The sequence below is a fragment of the Gammaproteobacteria bacterium genome, from assembly GCA_016200485.1.
Lineage (GTDB): Bacteria > Pseudomonadota > Gammaproteobacteria > Tenderiales > Tenderiaceae > JACQEP01.
Genome location: JACQEP010000023.1, coordinates 1 through 15685, shown reverse-complemented (window position 1 = coordinate 15685; position 15685 = coordinate 1). Strand labels below are relative to the sequence as shown.

Annotated in this window: 13 protein-coding genes and 1 tRNA gene; all 14 read left to right on the top strand. The window is 54.0% G+C overall.

Annotation, left to right across the window (positions count from 1 at the left end):
• Positions 1-143 (top strand): elongation factor Tu (gene tuf / locus HY272_13610; GenBank protein ID MBI3773720.1); only part of this gene is annotated, 143 nt, incomplete at its 5' end.
• A 120-nt stretch (positions 144-263) separates the two neighbouring features.
• Positions 264-339 (top strand) — tRNA-Trp (locus HY272_13605).
• Positions 340-361: 22 nt separating this feature from the next.
• Complete coding sequence (gene secE, locus HY272_13600) at positions 362-709, top strand: preprotein translocase subunit SecE (protein ID MBI3773719.1); 348 nt, start codon at positions 362-364, stop codon at positions 707-709.
• Positions 710-713: 4 nt separating this feature from the next.
• Entirely contained in the window at positions 714-1247 is a 534-nt protein-coding gene (gene nusG, locus HY272_13595; protein MBI3773718.1) for a transcription termination/antitermination protein NusG, read from the top strand.
• A gap of 50 nt (positions 1248-1297) precedes the next feature.
• A complete protein-coding gene (gene rplK, locus HY272_13590; GenBank protein MBI3773717.1) occupies positions 1298-1732 on the top strand; it encodes a 50S ribosomal protein L11 in 435 nt (144 codons plus the stop codon).
• 10 nt (positions 1733-1742) lie between these two features.
• Positions 1743-2429: a 50S ribosomal protein L1 gene (gene rplA / locus HY272_13585; protein MBI3773716.1), complete on the top strand. Its 687-nt coding sequence runs from the start codon at positions 1743-1745 to the stop codon at positions 2427-2429.
• 237 nt (positions 2430-2666) lie between these two features.
• Positions 2667-3197 (top strand): 50S ribosomal protein L10, encoded by a 531-nt coding sequence (gene rplJ / locus HY272_13580; GenBank protein MBI3773715.1) that lies wholly within the window; start codon positions 2667-2669, stop codon positions 3195-3197.
• A 54-nt stretch (positions 3198-3251) separates the two neighbouring features.
• A complete protein-coding gene (gene rplL / locus HY272_13575; GenBank protein MBI3773714.1) occupies positions 3252-3626 on the top strand; it encodes a 50S ribosomal protein L7/L12 in 375 nt (124 codons plus the stop codon).
• A gap of 204 nt (positions 3627-3830) precedes the next feature.
• A complete protein-coding gene (gene rpoB / locus HY272_13570; GenBank protein ID MBI3773713.1) occupies positions 3831-7904 on the top strand; it encodes a DNA-directed RNA polymerase subunit beta in 4074 nt (1357 codons plus the stop codon).
• Between the two features lie 61 nt (positions 7905-7965).
• Complete coding sequence (gene rpoC, locus HY272_13565) at positions 7966-12171, top strand: DNA-directed RNA polymerase subunit beta' (protein ID MBI3773712.1); 4206 nt, start codon at positions 7966-7968, stop codon at positions 12169-12171.
• Positions 12172-12478: 307 nt separating this feature from the next.
• A complete protein-coding gene (rpsL, locus tag HY272_13560) occupies positions 12479-12853 on the top strand; it encodes a 30S ribosomal protein S12 (protein ID MBI3773711.1) in 375 nt (124 codons plus the stop codon).
• A gap of 35 nt (positions 12854-12888) precedes the next feature.
• On the top strand, positions 12889-13359 hold the full coding sequence (gene rpsG, locus HY272_13555) for a 30S ribosomal protein S7 (GenBank protein MBI3773710.1): 471 nt from the start codon (positions 12889-12891) through the stop codon (positions 13357-13359).
• A 40-nt stretch (positions 13360-13399) separates the two neighbouring features.
• Complete coding sequence (gene fusA / locus HY272_13550) at positions 13400-15499, top strand: elongation factor G (GenBank protein ID MBI3773709.1); 2100 nt, start codon at positions 13400-13402, stop codon at positions 15497-15499.
• Between the two features lie 44 nt (positions 15500-15543).
• On the top strand, positions 15544-15685 hold a 142-nt coding region (gene tuf / locus HY272_13545), incomplete at its 3' end, for an elongation factor Tu (GenBank protein ID MBI3773708.1).

The following is a 15685-nucleotide window of genomic DNA, read 5'->3' as shown; positions in this document are numbered from 1 at the left end:
TCGAAATGGTCATGCCCGGCGACAACGTCGGCATGGTCGTGACCCTGATCAACCCGATCGCGATGGAAGAAGGCTTACGCTTCGCCATCCGTGAAGGCGGTCGCACCGTCGGCGCAGGTGTCGTCGCTAAGGTAATTGAGTGATAATAGCGAGCTGCAACCCGCCGGACGCTGGGTTGTAGTTCACGAGAAAATAGATGATTTCGAGCGGCGCGGGTGGTAACCTGCGTCGCTCGTTACTCGTTTCTCAATAATGATTAATTTAGGCCAGTAGCTCAATTGGCAGAGCGGCGGTCTCCAAAACCGCAGGTTGGGGGTTCGAGACCCTCCTGGCCTGCCAAATCGGCAGGATCGATAGTTGGATGATGGACAAGGTTAAGTTGGCAATCGCTGGGCTGATTCTCGCAGGAGGCATCACGGCCTTTTATTATTTCGAGGATCAATCGCTGTTTCTGCGAGTGATCGGGTTATTGCTGGCAGCGGGCGTGACGCTTGCGGTCGCTTTCCAGACGGAAGTCGGACGTCGTACCTGGGGCTTTGTGGGTGAAGCCCAGCTTGAAGTAAAGAAAGTGGTGCGGCCGACGCGCAAAGAGACCCTTCAAACCACCGCAGTAGTGGTCGGGATGGTGTTTGTTGTGGCGTTGTTCTTATGGTTGCTGGATTCGACATTGCTGTGGTTGGTTGAAGCGTTGACCGGTCAAGGGAGTTAGGGGCATGGCAAAGCGTTGGTACGTGGTGCATGTTTACTCTGGGTTTGAAAATGCAGTGCGGCGTTCCCTGGAGGATCGTGTTCGTCACGCGGGCAAGGAAGAGCTGTTTGGCGAGATATTGGTGCCAACAGAGGAAGTGGTTGAAATGCGTGCCGGACAAAAGCGCAAGAGCGACCGGAAATTCTTCCCCGGTTATGTCCTGGTGCAAATGGAAATGAACGATGAGACCTGGCACTTGGTCAAGGAAGTACCGAAGGTGATGGGCTTTGTCGGTGGTACCAGTGATAAGCCGGCACCGATCAGTGATAAAGAAGCCACGCGTATCCTGCAACGGGTGCAGGAAGGCGTGGAGAAGCCACGGCCGAAAGTGTTGTTCGAGCCAGGCGAAGTGGTGCGCGTGACCGATGGTCCGTTCGCCGATTTCAACGGTGTGGTCGAAGAAGTGAATTACGAAAAGAGCCGCTTGCGTGTGGCGGTGTTGATATTTGGGCGCTCCACCCCGGTCGAGCTCGAGTTCGGCCAAGTGGAAAAAGGGTAATTGTAATTAATCGGGGAGCCGTGAGGCGGTTGCACCCATAGGAGTCGAAAATGGCAAAGAAGATACAAGCATATATCAAGCTGCAGGTACCTGCAGGTAAGGCGAATCCCAGTCCACCGGTCGGTCCGGCGCTGGGTCAGCACGGTGTCAACATCATGGAGTTCTGTAAGGCGTTCAATGCCCAGACTCAAGGTGTTGAGCAGGGGCTGCCCCTGCCAGTGGTGATCACGGTTTATAACGACCGTAGTTTCACCTTTATCACCAAGACTCCGCCTGCCTCTGTGTTGTTGAAGAAGGCTGCTGGTATTCAATCCGGTAGCAGTAACCCCAACACCAAGAAAGTGGGCAAAGTAACCCGTGCTCAGTTGGAAGCAATCGCTAACGCCAAGATGCCTGACTTGACCGCTGCCGATCTGAACGCCGCCGTGCGTACCATCGCGGGCAGCGCTCGCAGCATGGGGCTGGAAACGGAAGGGGTGGTGTGACATGGTAAAAATGACCAAACGTGAAAAAGTATTTGCGGCAAAGGTTACGCCCAGCCAGCAGTACAGCATTGATAAAGCCATCGCGCTGGTGAAGGAACTGGCAACCGCCAAGTTCAGCGAAGCCGTCGATGTGGCCGTGAATCTGGGTATCGATCCGCGCAAATCGGATCAGGTTGTGCGCGGTTCCACCGTGCTGCCGAACGGTACCGGTAAAGTGGTGCGTGTGGCTGTGTTCGCTCAAGGCGCTAACGCTGATGCGGCGAAAGCTGCCGGCGCTGACATCGTAGGCTTTGAAGATCTGGCTGAGACGATCAAGGCTGGCAAGATGGATTTCGACGTTGTGATTGCATCACCTGATGCGATGCGTATCGTCGGCCAGTTGGGTCAGATCCTGGGGCCGCGCGGTTTGATGCCGAATCCAAAAGTCGGCACCGTGACGCCAGACGTGGCGGGTGCTGTGCGTAATGCCAAAGCGGGTCAGGTGCGTTATCGCGCCGATAAGGCGGGTGTCGTGCATTGCACGATCGGTAAGGCGACGTTTGATGCCAAGGCCCTGCGCGAGAACTTCAATGCGCTGGTGGCTGACCTGAACAAGGCCAAGCCTTCTACCGCAAAAGGCATTTACATGAAGAAGATCACCCTCTCCTCGACCATGGGTCCGGGAATTGTGGTTGATCGCGCCAGCCTGGAAGCTTAGTTTCGGGAACAGTTGTAGTGCATCCTGCCGGAAGGCGGGATGCGTTGAAAGAACTTTGGAGCCATCAGTTCGCTGGTGGATGTCAAAGACCGTAGGCGGGCCGCAAGCCCTTAATCGCGAGGTTGTAGCCTACGTAGACGGTGCCGCTCGAACGGGAATTGCTCCTGAACGAGTCGCCGTAAAGGGTGGAAACCGGTTTTCGAACTGGAATCCAGAGTTGACCTTTAGGAGGTATTTATGGCTCTCAATCTGGAAGACAAGAAAGCCATCGTTGCCGAGGTCGCGGGCGTCGCTGCAACGGCTTATTCCGCAGTTGCTGCTCAGTATGCCGGTCTGTCTGTGACCGATATGACTGAGTTGCGGAAGAAAGCGCGTGAGTCCGGAGTGTATTTGCGTGTTGTCAAAAACACTCTGGCGCGTCGTGCCGTGCAAGGCACTGACTTTGAATGTATGGCTGATTCGCTGGTCGGTCCGCTTGTGCTTGCCTTTTCCCAGGAAGATCCGGGTGCGGCGGCGCGAGTGATCCAAGATTTCGCGAAGGGTCGTGACAAGTTCGAAGTCAGGGTTGTGGCAGTGGGCGGCAAGTTGTTGGCTCCAGGCGATATTGATCGTCTGGCCAAGATGCCGACCAAGGAACAGGCGATTGCGATATTGATGGGCGTGATGAAAGCGCCGATCGAGAAACTCGCACGCACGTTCAACGAAGTGCCTGGCAAACTGGTGCGTACCGTGGCCGCGATTCGCGATCAAAAGCAGCAAGCTGCTTGATCGCAGGCTTAAATTATCTGATTTTGAATATTTAACGTTATAGGAGTTACTCAAATGGCTGTTACTAAAGAACAGATCCTGGACACCATCGCCAACATGACCGTCATGGAAGTGGTGGAACTGATCGAAGCAATGGAAGAAAAGTTTGGCGTGTCTGCTGCCGCAGCGGTTGCAGTTGCTGCTGCTCCTGGTGCTGCTGCGCCAGCCGCTGAAGCACAGACCGAGTTCAATGTTGTGATGACCTCGTTTGGTGATAACAAAGTCACCGTCATCAAGGTTGTCCGCGAACTCACCGGCCTGGGCCTGAAAGAAGCCAAAGACTTGGTTGAAGGCGTGCCTTCAGCGGTCAAAGAAGGCGTCTCTAAGGACGAAGCCGAAGCAGTCAAGAAGAAGCTGGAAGAAGCCGGCGCCAAGGTTGAGCTCAAGTAAGTCTCAATCAGCGCTGGATGCTTTGATGGCATCCATGGGGGCTGGTGGCAATGTGCCACCGGCCCTTTCTTGCTGTCGAAACATCGCGGTGATGAACCGTAGATACACAATTTTTAGGGCTTAGCCGGTCGCGTTCTTGCTGCTGTAGCGCCCACGGCAGCTATATGAACGCAAATAATTGGTATTAAGACTTGAGGAAATCCGATGGCCTACTCGTATACTGAAAAGAAAAGTATTCGGAAAAGTTTTGGCAAACAGGCAAGTGCGCTTGAAGTGCCTTATTTGTTAGCGATCCAGCTGGATTCCTATCGCAGTTTTTTGCAGGCTGAGGCAGAACCCGAGGCGCGTGCCGATCAGGGTTTGCACGCCGCGTTCAAATCGGTTTTCCCGATTCAGAGTTACACCGGCAATGCTGAATTGCAGTATGTGACCTATCGCTTGGGTCCTCCGGGCTTCGATGTCCGTGAGTGTCAAATGCGTGGCATGACTTATTCCGCGCCGCTGCGCGTTAAAGTGCGGTTGGCTATTTTTGACAAGGAGTCAGCTGAGCGCTCTGTCAAAGACATTAAAGAACAAGAAGTTTACATGGGGGAATTGCCCCTGATGACCGAGAACGGCACCTTTGTCATCAATGGTACCGAGCGTGTTGTCGTATCGCAGTTGCATCGTTCGCCAGGTGTGTTTTTCGAGCACGATAAAGGCAAGACGCATTCTTCGGGTAAGTTACTGTTTTCTGCGCGCGTGATTCCTTACCGTGGTTCGTGGCTGGATTTCGAGTTTGACCCGAATGACAATCTGTTCGTGCGTATCGATCGCCGTCGCAAATTGCCGGTAACGGTTCTGTTGCGTGCCCTGGGTTATAACGCGCCGCAAATTCTGGAAGAATTCTTTGCGTTTAACACCTTCCGCCTCGGCAAAGATGATATTGAGCTGGAGCTGGTGCCAGAGCGCTTGAAAGGCGAAACCGCGCTGTTCGATATTAAGGGCGCAGGTGGCAAGGTCCTCGTCGAGCAAGGACGTCGCATCATGGCACGCCATATCCGCGAGATGGAAAAGTCCGGGATGAAGAGCCTGTTGGTGCCGGACGAGTATGTCATCGGTAAGGTCGTTGCCAGCGATATCGTTGATGAGCTGACCGGTGAAGTGTTAGTGACGGCCAACGATGAAATTACAGCTGATTTGCTGGCCAAGCTGCGCGAAGAAGGTGTGGCCGAGTTCAAGACGTTGTTCACTAACGATCTTGACCAAGGGGCATATATTTCCGAAACCTTGCGCATCGATGCTACGCGTGACGATGTCGAGGCCCAGGTTGAAATTTATCGCATGATGCGCCCGGGTGAGCCGCCGACCAAAGAGGCCGCTCAGGCACTGTTCAATAATTTGTTCTTCAGCGAAGAGCGCTATGATTTGTCAGCGGTCGGTCGGATGAAGTTTAATCGCCGTCTGAAGCGCGCTGAGATTGTCGGTTCTAATGTGTTGGATAATCGTGACATCGTTGATGTCATCAAGGCGCTGATCAATATCAAGAACGGTAACGATACCGTGGATGATATCGATCACCTGGGTAACCGTCGCGTCCGTTCGGTGGGTGAAATGGTTGAGAATCAATTCCGCATCGGTTTGGTGCGTGTCGAGCGCGCAGTCAAAGAGCGCTTGAGCATGGCCGAGTCCGAAGGCTTGATGCCGCAGGAATTGATCAATGCCAAGCCGGTATCGGCGGTGGTCAAGGAATTCTTCGGTTCCAGCCAGTTGTCGCAGTTTATGGACCAGAATAATCCGCTGTCGGAAATCACCCACAAGCGTCGTGTCTCCGCGCTTGGGCCAGGTGGTTTGACGCGCGAGCGTGCAGGTTTCGAAGTTCGCGACGTACATCCGACGCACTATGGTCGCGTATGTCCGATCGAAACGCCTGAAGGTCCGAATATCGGTTTGATCAATTCGCTGGCCATGTTTGCCCGCACTAACGACTATGGATTTCTTGAGACTCCCTATCGCAAGGTGGTTGACGGCAAGCTGACCAGTGAAATTGAATTCCTGTCGGCGATCGAAGAGGGCGAATTTGTCATCGCCCAGGCGAATGTGGCAGTCGATAGCAACGGTCATCTGGTTGATGATCTGGTGTCTGCTCGTCATAAGAACGAATTCACGCTGATGCCGCGTGATCGCGTCAATTTCGTCGATGTATCGCCGCGCCAGATCGTGTCGGTGGCTTCTGCCTTGATTCCGTTCCTGGAGCATGACGATGCCAATCGCGCCTTGATGGGTTCAAACATGCAGCGTCAAGCAGTGCCGACTCTGCGTTCAGAGAAGCCATTGGTCGGTACCGGTGTTGAGCGTACTGTGGCCATCGACTCTGGTGTTGCCGTTGTGGCGCGTCGCGGTGGTGTGGTGGATTCGGTTGATGCCGCGCGTGTGGTTGTGCGCGTTAACGATGAAGAGACCGTTGCCGGTGAGCCAGGCGTCGATATCTACAATCTAACCAAGTACACCCGTTCCAACCAGAACACCTGTATCAATCAACGCCCGCTCGTTAAAGCAGGTGATGTGATTGCGCGTGGCGATGTGCTGGCCGATGGTCCTTCCACCGATACTGGTGAGTTGGCGCTGGGTCAGAACATGCTGGTCGCGTTCATGCCTTGGAATGGTTACAACTTCGAAGACTCGATTTTGATTTCCGAGCGTGTGGTGCAGGAAGATCGTCTGACTACGATTCATATCGAAGAGCTGACCTGTGTTGCGCGTGATACCAAGTTGGGTTCGGAAGAAATCACCGCCGATATCCCGAACGTGGGTGAAAGCGCGCTGGCGCGACTGGATGAATCCGGTATCGTTTATATCGGTGCCGAAGTCAATCCGAGCGATATCTTGGTGGGTAAGGTTACGCCGAAGGGCGAAACCCAGCTGACGCCGGAAGAAAAACTGTTGCGTGCGATCTTCGGTGAGAAGGCATCTGATGTTAAAGATACCTCGCTGCGCGTGCCGTCCGGTATGAGCGGTACCGTGATCGACGTTCAGGTCTTCACCCGCGATGGCGTCGACAAAGACAAGCGTGCACTGGAAATCGAACAGGCCGAACTTGATCGCATCAAGAAAGACTTGTACGACCAGTATCGCATCCTGGAAAACGACATCTATCAACGCGTTGAGAGGCTGTTGCTGAACAAGGTGGCCGACGGTGGTCCCAAAAAGCTGAAGAGCGGTGACAAGATCACGGCGGCTTATTTGCAGGAAGTGCCGCGTGATAAGTGGTTCGAGATTCGTCTGAGCAACGACGACGCGAACAAGCAGCTTGAGCAATTGGGCGAGCAGATCAAGCAGAGTCGCAAGCAGATCGACGAGCGCTTCGATGAGAAGAAGGCCAAACTTACCGCTGGCGACGATCTGGCACCAGGCGTGCTGAAGATGGTGAAGGTCTATCTGGCAGTGAAGCGTCGTATCCAGCCGGGTGACAAGATGGCGGGTCGTCACGGTAACAAGGGTGTTATCTCAATGATCGTGCCTGCGGAAGACATGCCGTACTCCGCTGATGGCAAGCCAGTCGACATCGTGTTGAACCCACTGGGCGTTCCTTCGCGTATGAATATCGGTCAGATTCTGGAGACTCACTTGGGTTGGGCGGCAAAGGGTCTTGGTTTGCGTATCGGTGAGATGCTGGATGCGCAACGCAAGATCGGCGAGATCCGCGAGTTTCTGGATAAGATCTATAACACCAGCGGTCAGAAAGAAGACATCAACTCCTTGACTGACAGCGAAGTCGTCAATTTGTGCCGTAACCTGCGTAAGGGTGTGCCGATGGCAACGCCTGTATTCGACGGTGCGACTGAGGACGAAATCAAGCACATGCTGGAGCTGGCTGGGTTGTCGACCTCAGGTCAGACCACTTTGTTTGATGGCCGTACCGGTGAAGCCTTCGAACGCCAGGTGACGGTCGGTTATATGTATATGTTGAAGCTGAACCATCTGGTCGACGATAAGATGCACGCGCGTTCGACCGGCCCGTACAGCTTGGTCACACAGCAACCTCTGGGCGGTAAAGCTCAGTTCGGTGGTCAGCGTTTCGGTGAGATGGAAGTATGGGCGCTGGAAGCGTACGGCGCTGCTTACACCTTGCAGGAAATGTTGACGGTCAAGTCGGATGATGTGACCGGCCGTACCAAGATGTACAAGAACATTGTCGATGGCGATCACCGGATGGAAGCCGGCATGCCTGAATCTTTCAACGTGCTGTTGAAGGAAATCCGGGCCTTGGGTATCGACATCGAACTTGAAACCAATTGATTTTGGTAAGCGATGTTCTTAGGACGCGTGGCGTAACTGACGAGTATTTAGGAGAGCAACCTTGAAAGATCTAATGAATCTGCTGAAACAACAGGGTCATACGGACGATTTTGATGCCATTCGCATCGGACTCGCCTCTCCGGAAAAAATCCGCTCCTGGTCGTTCGGTGAGGTGAAAAAACCGGAAACCATCAACTACCGTACTTTCAAGCCGGAGCGTGACGGTTTGTTCTGTGCCAAGATCTTTGGTCCTGTGAAAGACTATGAGTGCTTGTGCGGCAAGTACAAGCGCCTCAAACATCGTGGCGTGATCTGCGAAAAGTGTGGCGTTGAAGTCACTGTCGCCAAGGTTCGCCGTGAGCGCATGGGTCACATTGAGCTGGCTAGCCCAACTGCGCATATCTGGTTCCTGAAGTCACTGCCATCACGCATGGGTCTGTTGCTAGATATGACGCTGCGTGAAATTGAGCGCGTGCTCTACTTCGAAGCATTCGTCGTTATCGAGCCAGGCATGACTCAGCTGGAACGCGGTCAGTTACTGTCAGATGAAGCCTATCTGGATGCCATCGAAGAGCACGGTGATGAATTCGACGCCCGCATGGGTGCCGAGGCGATTCATGAATTGCTGCGTCGTATGGATCTGCAGAAGGAAGTGGCCAAACTCCGCGAGGAGATTCCAAGCACGACGTCTGAAACCAAGATCAAGAAGATGACTAAGCGCCTCAAGTTGATGGAGGCATTTATCGAGTCTGGTAACCGCCCTCAATGGATGGTAATGACCGTGCTGCCGGTGTTGCCGCCAGAATTGCGCCCATTGGTGCCACTGGATGGCGGCCGCTTTGCGACTTCGGATCTGAATGATCTATATCGCCGCGTCATCAACCGTAACAACCGTTTGAAGCGCCTGCTGGACCTGAATGCGCCGGACATCATTGTTCGCAACGAAAAGCGCATGTTGCAGGAAGCCGTCGACGCGCTGCTGGACAATGGCCGTCGTGGCAAGGTGATCACCGGCACCAACAAGCGGCCGCTGAAATCACTGGCCGACATGATCAAGGGTAAGCAAGGCCGTTTCCGTCAGAATCTGCTCGGTAAGCGTGTCGACTACTCCGGCCGTTCGGTCATTGTCGTGGGTCCGGCGCTGAGACTGCATCAGTGCGGTCTGCCGAAGAAAATGGCATTGGAATTGTTCAAGCCCTTCATCTTCAGCAAGCTTGAGCGTCGTGGCTTGGCGACGACCATCAAAGCTGCCAAGAAGCTGGTTGAGCGTGAAGGACCGGAAGTTTGGGACATTCTTGAAGAAGTTATTCGCGAACATCCCGTGCTGCTTAACCGTGCGCCGACGCTCCACCGTTTGGGTATTCAGGCATTCGAGCCGGTGTTGATTGAAGGCAAAGCGATTCAGTTGCATCCTCTGGTCTGTACGGCGTACAACGCCGACTTCGACGGCGACCAAATGGCGGTGCACATACCGCTGTCGCTGGAGGCGCAGCTGGAAGCGCGCGCCCTGATGATGTCCACCAACAACGTGTTGTCGCCCGCCAACGGTGAGCCAATCATCGTGCCGACGCAGGACGTGGTCTTGGGTCTGTACTATATGACTCGTGAGCGTATTAATGCTCAAGGTGAAGGCATGGTCTTTAGTGGATTGGCCGAAGTGCATCGCGCCTGGGAAACCCGTTCCGTGCAGATCAGCTCCAAGGTCAAAGTCCGCCTGACACAGGTAGTGCAGGATGATAATGGTAATCGCCGTTCAGAAACCAAGATTTTTGACACCACGGTGGGTCGTGCCCTGCTGGCTGAGATTCTGCCCGAAGGTTTGTCTTTCGATCTGGTAAACCAGACGCTGACCAAGAAGGCAGTTTCACGCCTGATCAACGTCTGTTACCGCCGTCTGGGTCTGAAAGCGACGGTTATCTTTGCTGACCAGCTGATGTATACCGGTTTCCGTTATTCAACGCGCGCTGGTATTTCCATCGGTGTCAACGACATGGTGGTGCCGGATCAGAAAGAGCAGATCATTGAGGCCGCCGCCGCCGAGGTGAAGGAGATCGAGAATCAGTATATCTCTGGTTTGGTGACCAACGGCGAACGTTACAACAAGGTCGTTGACATCTGGTCGCATACCAACGATCAGGTCGCCAAGGCGATGATGGATAAACTGGGTACCGACCTCGTCAAGGATGCTGAAGGTAAAGAAGTGCGTCAGCCTTCCTTTAACTCAATCTTCATGATGGCCGACTCCGGTGCGCGTGGTAGTGCAGCCCAGATTCGTCAGCTTGCGGGGATGCGTGGTTTGATGGCCAAGCCGGACGGCTCGATTATCGAAACGCCGATCACTGCGAACTTCCGTGAAGGTCTGAACGTTCTGCAATACTTTATCTCGACTCATGGTGCACGTAAGGGTCTGGCCGATACCGCGCTCAAAACCGCTAACTCCGGTTACTTGACACGGCGTCTGGTCGACGTGGCGCAAGATCTGGTGGTGACCGATGACGATTGCGGCACCACGGGCGGTTTGATGATGATGCCGTTGATCGAAGGCGGCGATGTTGTTGAACCATTGCGTGAGCGCGTTCTGGGGCGTGTGACCGCGGCTGATGTGATGAAGCCGGGCTCCGGCGATGTGCTGGTACCTACAGGCACGCTGCTCGACGAGCGTTGGGTTGATCTCCTTGAGCAGGAAAGTATCGACCAGGTATTTGTCCGTTCGCCGATCCGTTGCGAAGCCCGTTACGGCGTGTGCTCCTCGTGTTATGGTCGCGATCTGGCACGCGGTCACCAGGTGAACATCGGTGAAGCAGTGGGCGTTATCGCTGCACAATCGATCGGTGAACCGGGGACTCAGCTGACCATGCGTACCTTCCATATCGGTGGTGCGGCGTCGCGTTCTGCTTCGGAAAACAATGTTCAAGTTAAGTCCAGGGGCCGTATCCGTCTGCACAACATCAAGCTGGTACAGCATGCGAGCGGTACCAACGTCGCAGTATCGCGTTCTGGTGAATTGATTGTGGTTGATGAATTCGGTCGTGATCGTGAACGTTACAAGATTCCTTATGGTGCCGTATTGACGGTCGGCGACGGTGGTACTGCCGATGCTGGTCAAGTGGTTGCCAACTGGGATCCGCACACCCATCCGGTTATCACGGAAGTGGCAGGTCGCGTTCGCTTCAGCGATTTTGCCGAAGGTGTAACGGTACAACGTACGACGGATGAAGTCACCGGATTGACCAGTTTGGTCATCACCGATCCTAAACAGCGTGGCTCCGCCGGTAAAGATTTGCGGCCGATGGTTAAACTCGTGGATGTCAATGGCAAGGATCTGTGTATTGCCGGTACTGATATTCCGGCCATGTACTTTCTGCCTGCAGGCGCAATCGTGGGTATGGAAGACGGTGCTGAGGTGGGCGTGGGCGACGTTATTGCCCGTATCCCGCAAGCAACTTCCAAGACTCGCGACATCACCGGCGGTCTGCCGCGCGTTGCCGACTTGTTCGAGGCTCGCAAGCCGAAAGATCCGTCGGTGCTGGCCGAGATCAGCGGGACTGTCAGCTTTGGCAAAGAAACCAAGGGCAAGCGTCGAGTGGTCATTACCGGTAAGGATGGCGAGCGTCACGAAGAACTGATTCCGAAGTGGCGTCACATCACCGTCTTCGAAGGTGAGCATGTTGAGCGTGGCGAAGTGATTGTCGATGGCTCGCCGACACCGCATGATATCCTGCGCCTGCTGGGTGTTTCCGATCTGGCCAACTATATCGTCAACGAGGTGCAAGACGTTTATCGCTTGCAAGGTGTAAAGATCAACGACAAGCACATTGAGGTCATCATTCGCCAGATGTTGCGTAAGGTTGAGATCGACAACGCCGGCGATAGCAAATTCCTCAAGGGCGAGCAGCTCGAGCGTGCCCGGGTGCTGGACGAAAACGATAGGTTGGCGGAACAGGGCAAGATCGGGGCAGTATTTACCCCGGTACTGCTGGGCATAACCAAGGCCTCCTTGGCGACCGAGTCCTTCATCTCTGCGGCTTCCTTCCAGGAGACCACCCGCGTCCTTACCGAGGCAGCGGTCAACGGTAAGATGGATGACCTGCGCGGTTTGAAGGAAAATGTGATCGTGGGCCGTCTGATCCCGGCGGGTACCGGTCTGGCTTACCACAGCGAGCGTCGCCGCAAGCGTGCCGAGACAGCTCTGGGGAAGTTGAAACCCGCTGAAAAGGCCGGGCCAACGGCCAGCGAAGTGGAAGAAGCGTTGAGCAAAGCTCTATAAATAGTGCTTCCCAGTCCCGGATTGGTCCGGCGCTGGGAGGGTCGGTACCCCTGACCCACAAGTCTGAAACGGCGGGAAGGCCTAGCCCGCCGTTTTTTATTGTATAGACGGCTATTTATCTCACGAAGTCGCTTGACAGTCGCCGGGCACATCTCTAAAATTCCGGCTTCTTTGACGACAGGGTTGCTGCTTCAGCCCCTGATTACATGTAACTTTTTGATTTTTAACTGTTAGTGGCCAAAGGGCGTTAAGCGCAAGGCGGCGACAGGGTTTTTATTCATTTTTTGGACGAATTTAGGTGGTCTAAATGGCAACGACTAATCAGTTGGTACGCAAGCCGCGGGCGAGCAAGGCCGAGAAGAGTAAAGTTCCGGCGCTGAATTCCTGCCCCCAAAAGCGTGGCGTATGTACCCGTGTGTACACTACTACCCCGAAAAAGCCAAACTCGGCTTTGCGTAAGGTGGCTCGTGTACGTTTGACCAACGGCTTTGAAGTATCGAGCTATATCGGTGGTGAAGGCCACAACTTGCAAGAGCACTCAGTCGTGCTGATTCGTGGTGGTCGTGTAAAGGACTTGCCAGGTGTTCGCTACCATACCGTGCGCGGCACGTTGGATACCTCTGGTGTTGATGGCCGTCGCCAGGGTCGTTCCAAGTATGGTTCCAAGCGTCCAAAGAGTTAATTCGTTCAAGAGCTTAATAGATTAGGTAATCTGCGATGCCAAGAAGAAGAGAAGTTCCCAAGCGTGAAATTCTGCCGGATCCAAAGTTCGGAAGCGAGCAATTGGCGAAGTTTGTCAATGTGGTGATGAAGAGCGGCAAGAAGTCGGTTGCTGAGAGTATTGTCTACGGCGCGTTGGAAAAAGTTGTCGAGCGTGGCAAGCAGGATCCGCTGGCAGTTTTTGAACAGGCGCTGAATAACATCCGTCCGATGGTGGAAGTGAAATCACGTCGTGTTGGTGGTGCTACCTATCAGGTGCCGGTTGAAGTCCGCTCCGATCGCCGCAATGCGTTGGCAATGCGTTGGTTGACAGATGCTGCCCGTGCGCGTGGTGAGAAGTCGATGGGCTTGCGTCTGGCAGGCGAAATCATGGATGCCGCTGAAAATCGTGGTGCCGCCGTGAAGAAGCGCGAAGATACACACCGCATGGCAGAGGCCAACAAGGCCTTCTCGCACTATCGCTGGTAACGGTTATTTAACTCAGATTTATTGAATTAGGGATATCAACGTGGCACGCAAGACTCCAATTGAGCGCTATCGCAATATCGGCATCATGGCTCACATCGACGCCGGTAAAACGACGACGACCGAACGCGTTCTGTTCTATACCGGTGTCTCTCACAAGATTGGTGAGGTGCATGACGGTGCTGCGACTATGGACTGGATGGAGCAGGAGCAAGAGCGTGGTATCACTATTACCTCTGCGGCGACAACCTGTTTCTGGAGTGGGATGGAGAAGCAGTTCGAGCAGCATCGCATCAATATCATTGATACTCCCGGCCACGTTGACTTTACTATTGAAGTAGAGCGCTCGTTGCGCGTGCTCGACGCCGCTTGCGCTGTGTTTTGTGCGGTCGGTGGTGTGCAGCCGCAGTCTGAAACCGTTTGGCGTCAGGCCAACAAATATGCTGTGCCGCGTTTGGTGTTCGTGAACAAGATGGACCGCGCTGGTGCTGATTTCTTCCGTGTCATGAAGCAGATTGAAGATCGTCTGCGTGCCAAGCCGGTTCCGGTTGTGATTCCGATTGGCGCTGAAGAAGGCTTCAAAGGCGTCGTTGATCTGATTCGCATGAAGGCGATCTACTGGAATGAAGAAAACCAGGGGATGACCTTTGATGAGCGGGATATTCCTGCAGAACTGCAAGATGTGGCGAATGAGTGTCGCGAAAAGATGGCAGAAGCTGCGGCCGAAGCCTCTGACGAATTGATGGAAAAATATCTCGAGACTGGTGAGCTGAGTAGCGAGGAAATTAAGAAAGGTCTGCGCATTCGTACCTGCAAAATGGAAATCATGCCGGCGCTGTGTGGTTCTGCCTTCAAGAATAAAGGCGTGCAGGCCATGCTCGACGCAGTGATTGACTACCTGCCGTCCCCGGTTGATGTTCCGCCGGTCAAAGGCATGATGAATGATGCCAATCACAGTGAAACAACGCGTCGGCCAGCTGATGACGAGGCGTTCTCTGCTCTGGCATTCAAGATTGCGACCGATCCCTTTGTGGGTACCTTGACCTTCTTCCGTGTTTATTCCGGCGTGCTGAACTCGGGTGACACCGTGATCAATTCGATAAAGGATCGCAAGGAGCGTATCGGCCGTATCGTACAGATGCACGCCAATACCCGTGAAGAAATTAAAGAAGTATACGCCGGTGACATTGCTGCTGCGGTAGGTCTGAAGGACGTTACCACGGGTGACACCCTTAGCGATATTAATAAGGTCATTATTCTCGAGCGCATGATCTTTCCAGAACCTGTGATCTCGGTGGCGATTGAGCCGAAGACCAAGAGCGACCAGGAGAGGATGGGTTTGGCGCTGTCCAAGCTGGCGCAGGAAGATCCTTCGTTCCGTGTCCATACCGACGAAGAAACGGGGCAAACCATTATCTCCGGTATGGGCGAGTTGCATCTTGAAATCATCGTTGATCGTATGAAGCGTGAGTTCAAGGTTGAGGCCAACGTCGGTGCGCCGCAGGTTGCGTATCGCGAAACCATGCGCAAGAAGGTTGAGGTTGAAGGTAAGTTCGTGCGCCAATCCGGCGGTCGCGGTCAGTACGGCCACGTCTGGTTGCGTATGGAGCCGCAAGAGGCGGGTGTAGGTTATGAATTCGTCAACGGCATCGTTGGTGGTGTGGTGCCGCGCGAATACATACCAGCCGTCGACAAGGGTATTCAGGAAGCCATGAAGAATGGCGTAATGGCGGGCTACCCGGTCGTGGATGTCAAAGTGACGATATTTGATGGCTCGTACCATGATGTCGACTCCAACGAAAACGCGTTCAAGATCGCGGGCTCGATGGGATTCAAAGATGGTTTCATGAAAGCCAGCCCAGTGTTGCTGGAGCCGGTGATGAAAGTCGAAGTGGTTACGCCTGAAGATTACATGGGTGATGTGATTGGCGACTTGAATCGTCGTCGCGGCATCGTGCAGGGTATGGACGATTCTCCGTCTGGCAAGGTTGTGACGGCAGAAGTGCCGCTGGCCGAGATGTTCGGTTATTCCACTACGTTGCGTTCCATGTCGCAAGGTCGCGCGACCTACAGCATGGAGTTCTCCAAGTACGTTGAGACTCCAAACAATATCGCTGAAGCAGTGATTAAAAAATCGGCTTAAGTTTTAGAAATTTTAGAGAACAGAGTTTAAAGAGGGTTACGATCGTGTCCAAGGAAAAGTTTGAGCGAAAGAAGCCGCACGTAAACGTGGGAACCATTGGTCACGTCGACCATGGGAAGACGACCCTGACGGCGGCGCTGACGGTAGTGCAGGCGAAGAAATTTGGTGGCGAAGCCAAAGGCTACG